Origin of the sequence: Glaciimonas sp. Gout2 (genome assembly GCF_035018905.1) — a bacterium.
In the GTDB taxonomy this organism is placed as follows: Bacteria; Pseudomonadota; Gammaproteobacteria; order Burkholderiales; family Burkholderiaceae_D; genus Glaciimonas.
Genome location: NZ_JASJXA010000143.1, coordinates 1 through 333, shown reverse-complemented (window position 1 = coordinate 333; position 333 = coordinate 1). Strand labels below are relative to the sequence as shown.

At 54.4% G+C, this 333-nt stretch carries 1 pseudogene; it reads left to right on the top strand.

Annotated elements, in window-relative coordinates:
- Positions 1 to 333 (top strand): annotated as a pseudogene (locus QN379_RS23525) (hypothetical protein); the annotation flags it as partial.

The window sequence follows — 333 nt, the reverse complement described above, 5'->3', positions numbered from 1 at the left end:
ATGATTATCGATGACGTGTTTTTAACGCTCGGCAGCGCCAACATGAATGTGCGCAGCATGGTGGTGGATAGCGAAATTAACATCAGTTGCGTGAATGCGGAATTTGCACGGGGTGCGCGGACGAGGGTATGGGGAAATTTGGCGGGAGAGGAGTTGGATGGCAGCCAAAAGAGCATCCAGAAAACCCACAGCGATTGGGTACAAAAAATGCAAGACAACGCCGCTATTGTGAATGGTGGCAAAGGTAGCCTTCAGGATTTCATCGTCACCTACTCCGACCAGCGAGGGGGAACGGGCGTTACTGGCGTCCGCGTGGCGCAAGCCCCTGCTGCC